Consider the following 3908-nt stretch of genomic DNA (forward strand, 5'->3'; position numbering starts at 1 on the left):
CGATGCCGCGATCCAAGGCCTCGGACGGACCAACCGCACCAACCAGGCGCAGCCGCCGCTTTTTCGGCCCGTGGCCACCGATGTGAAGGCGGAGAAACGGTTTCTCTCCACCATCGCGCGGAGGCTCGACACCTTGGGCGCCATCACACGCGGCCAGCGCCAGACTGGGGGCCAGGGCCTCTTCCGCCCAGAGGACAACCTGGAAAGCCCCTACGCCCGCGATGCGCTCCGCCAGCTTTACCGCCGCATCCATCGCGGCGATCTGCCCGGCTGCTCGCTCGGCGCCTTCGAGGAGGCCACGGGGCTGAGCCTCACCGACGACACCGGGCTGAAGGACGTGCTCCCGCCAATCACCACCTTCCTGAACCGCCTGCTCGCCCTGACGCTCGACATGCAGGAGGTGCTGTTTTCGGCCTTCGAGGATCTCCTCGACGCCCGCATCGAGGGGGCCAAGGCCGCCGGGGTCTATGATCTCGGCCTCGAGACGCTCCGCGCCGAGAGCTTCCGCGTCACGAGCCGCCAGGTGATCCACCGCCACCCGGGCTCGGGCGCCGAGACCGAGCTCATCACCATCGCGGAGACCCGTCGCAATGCGCCGATCCCGCTCGCCGAGGCGCTGAACTGGTATGCCGAGCCGAAGGCCCGGCTTCTGGTCAACGCCCGCTCCGGCCGAGCAGCAGCGCAGATCGGAGCGCCAAGCCTGATGCTCGATGACGGCACGATCGAGCCGCGCGTCAGGTTGATCCGCCCGATGGAGCGGATCACGGTGCCGACCCGCAGCCTCGACGACAGCCACTGGCTCGAGGCGGATCGCCAGGCCTTCTCCGCCGCCTGGGAGGCCGAGCTCTCCGAGGTCCCGGAGACCTCGGAGACGACCCTGCATCTCGTCTCGGGCCTGCTCCTCCCCATTTGGAAGGAGCTGCCCCCTGACGAGACCCGGGTCTACCGCCTGCAGACCGATGCTGGGGAACGGCTCATCGGCCGCAAGGTCTCGCCCGCTTGGGTCGCGAGCAAGCTCGCTAGGGGCGCGGCCCCCAAGATCGCCCCTGCCGATCTCCACGCTCTCCTCCTCGCGGGCAAGACCCGCGCCATGCTCGCGTGCGCCATGGAGCTTCACCGCGCCCGGGTCATGGGCGCGCAAAGGATCGAGCTCTCGGGCCTTCCGGCGACCGAGAAGGATCGCCTCAAGGCGATGGGCCTCTTCTCGGAAATCATCGCCTGGAAGCTCCGGCTCTTCGTCCCTGTGGATGCGACAGGTATACCCATTCTGGCCGGTGTTCTTGAACCTTTGCCCCTTCAGTCCCTCGATGCCCGCGAAGGTTGAATTGGAGAGCACATGTCATTGGACACCGAAGACCTCTTGCGCGAGCTGGCCGCCCAGGCTGAAACCGTCTGCCGTCATTACCTTCCCGCCGGACGGCGGGAGGGCTCCTGGTGGCTGGTCGGAGACCTGCAGAACAATCCCGGCCGCTCGCTCTTCGTGCGGCTGGAAGGACCAACCTCCGGCCCGGGATGCCGAGGCCGCTGGAGCGATGCCGCAACCGGCGAGCATGGCGACCTCCTCGACATCATCCGGGAGCGAACGGGGATCACGCGCTTCCCCGATCTCCTCGCCGAGGCCCGAGCCCATCTTGGCCGTCCGGCGCTTGTTGTCCCGGAGAACCCGTCGCGCCGCAAGCCCAAGGCCCCCGGCGGTTCCCCGGAGGCCGCCGCGCGCCTCTTCGCTGCCAGTCTGCCGATCCAGGGCACGCTTGCGGAGACCTACCTGAAAAGCCGCGGCATCACCCGTGCCGTCTCTGGGAGCGCCCTCCGCTTCCACCCCAGGTGTGGACCGCTACGGCTGCGAGATCATCGCCGAGAAGGTCGACTTACTCAGCCGCCCGAAGGCGACCGAGGCCGACGGTCCCGAGCTGGTCGATCGCGACCGCGACGACGAGGTCGGCTTCTGAGCCGACCAATAACCCGGCCCGGCGAGGAGCCTTGCGTCACAAGATCAGGTCGCGTGCCGCAAAGCTGTCAATCCCAAGCCATATCGCTACATCCGTTTCTCCATTGCCGTCGGAGTCAATTTCCAACTCTTGCGCCGTCCGATCGTAGCGCACCTCTCCGACCGTCCCGGTGAAGCCATCGTTGCCAATGAAAGTCACGGCCTCTGGCATCCACAGACGGACCCTGTCTTGGCCCGCGACAAAGTCGATGATCTGGTCGCGTGCCGTGCCCAGCCCCATCCCACTCAGGCTGACGAAATCGAATGCGTCTCGGCCTTCGCCGCCACTGAGGACGTCAACGCCTTCGCCGCCCAAAAGCAAGTCTTTGCCAGCGCCCCCGAAGAGAGTGTCATCGCCAGCACCTCCCAAGAGTGTGTCCGCTCCCGACCCGCCACTGAGGCGATCACTTCCACCATCGCCAAACAATTGATCGTCCCCATTATCGCCGTAGACGACGTCGTCCCCATCTCCGGCATGAATGCTGTCTGCTCCGGTACCACCATGGGCTAGGTCTGTGTCCCAGCCCGCCCACATTAAATCTTCTCCCGCGCCACCATACAGAGAATCATTGCCGCCGTTGCCTGAGAGATAGTCCGAACCCGCACCGCCATATAGATTGCCGTCGACTTTATAGAGTTTGCCGAAAAGCCAACCATCCACCAAGATGTCGTCGCCGGCGTCGCCATGGCCAGAACTGCCAAAGATCGTGTCGCGTCCGTTGCCCCCGAACAGGCTATTAGAAGACATGTTGAGGAATAAATCGTCGCCAGCGCCTCCAAAACATGTTGCCATTGTCTGATTGAATACATCGCCTCCTTCGCCGCCATAAAACACGGTACCAGAACCCGCCTCGCCCGGTCCGTCGAACAGATCGCTACCCTCCCCCCCAAACAATCGTGATTCGGAAAAATCCTTCAAATTGGTATACATCAGCCTGTCGTTCCCTTCCCCCCCATAGAGAGAGCCCGAACCACTCAAATCGTCGTTGCCTACACCGCCATAAAGCGAGCCTAAGCCAAAAACGGTATCCTCACCCATCCCGCCGAAAAAAAAGCCAAAAAGCGGCACAAAGTGTCTAATGCCTATATTGTCGTCGCCTGCTCCACCATAAAGCGAACCAGACCCAGACATACCGTCGTCGCCTGCTCCACCATAAAGCGAACCGGACCCGGACATACCGTCGTCGCCCGCTCCACCATAAAGCGAGCCGGACCCATCCACAATATCCATGCCCTCCCCACCATAAAGTGAGCCAGATCCATACAAAAAGTCTCTGTCCTGTCCGCCATAAATCGATCCTGAACTAACCCTATCGTATGGGGAAGGACTCCCTAATGTGTCCATGCCCTGTCCACCATAAAGAGAGCCTGAGCCCTCTATTCTGTCTTTGCCAAGACCGCCATAGGATTTCTTAGAAACATTAAACAGAGTGTCATCACCCGCGCCCCCATAGGCCTCTTCGGCGTTATTGCGACCTGCCATATAATCGTTTCCATCACCGCCGAAAATTAAATCAAGTCCCAAGTAGGAATAAAACTGGTCATTTCCGCCAAGCCCGTAAATGGTATCCGCACTCGGGGTTCCAAAAAAGAAATTGTCTGAGTCGTCGCCCATCGAAACAACCATTCTAGCCTCCATGAAAAACAAGCCCCGGTCTGGGAGCTCTATGGTAATAGCATAACACCTTTGAGCAACTGTGGGAGCCCCTCAGATGGCCTGGACAGGCTACTCCAACTATGTCTTCGTTAAGGAATGCGACATAATCATGATTATCGGGTGCGCGCTATTCTGAGGGGTGCGCGCTATTCTGGAATGCGACTTTTCATGGTTCCTTGATGTTTGGGACCAGACAAGGAGCTGAGAATGAAGATCCGGTTTTCCCATCTTTCCGTCTCCGAGCGGCGCAAGATCGAGCGCTGG

3 protein-coding genes and 1 pseudogene are annotated in these 3908 nt (G+C 61.5%); 3 read left to right on the forward strand and 1 reads right to left on the reverse strand.

The window, feature by feature from the left end; translation table 11 throughout:
* The 3 genes and pseudogenes from GV832_RS21390 to GV832_RS22410 form a co-directional block, all read left to right on the forward strand.
* A partial coding sequence (locus tag GV832_RS21390) for a strawberry notch C-terminal domain-containing protein (RefSeq protein WP_227754605.1) occupies window positions 1-1324 on the forward strand: 1324 nt, incomplete at its 5' end.
* Window positions 1325-1336: 12 nt separating this feature from the next.
* Window positions 1337-1774: pseudogene (locus GV832_RS22725) on the forward strand (DNA primase); the annotation flags it as partial.
* Between the two features lie 52 nt (window positions 1775-1826).
* On the forward strand, window positions 1827-1949 hold the full coding sequence (locus GV832_RS22410; protein ID WP_265332539.1) for a hypothetical protein: 123 nt from the start codon (window positions 1827-1829) through the stop codon (window positions 1947-1949).
* Window positions 1950-1985: 36 nt separating this feature from the next.
* Here the strand turns inward: GV832_RS22410 and GV832_RS21405 are convergent, their stop codons facing one another.
* Entirely contained in the window at window positions 1986-3626 is a 1641-nt protein-coding gene (locus GV832_RS21405) for a calcium-binding protein (protein ID WP_227754606.1), read from the reverse strand.
* Window positions 3627-3908 lie beyond the last annotated feature (282 nt).

It is taken from the genome of Stagnihabitans tardus, from assembly GCF_009925085.1.
GTDB lineage: Bacteria > Pseudomonadota > Alphaproteobacteria > Rhodobacterales > Rhodobacteraceae > Stagnihabitans > Stagnihabitans tardus.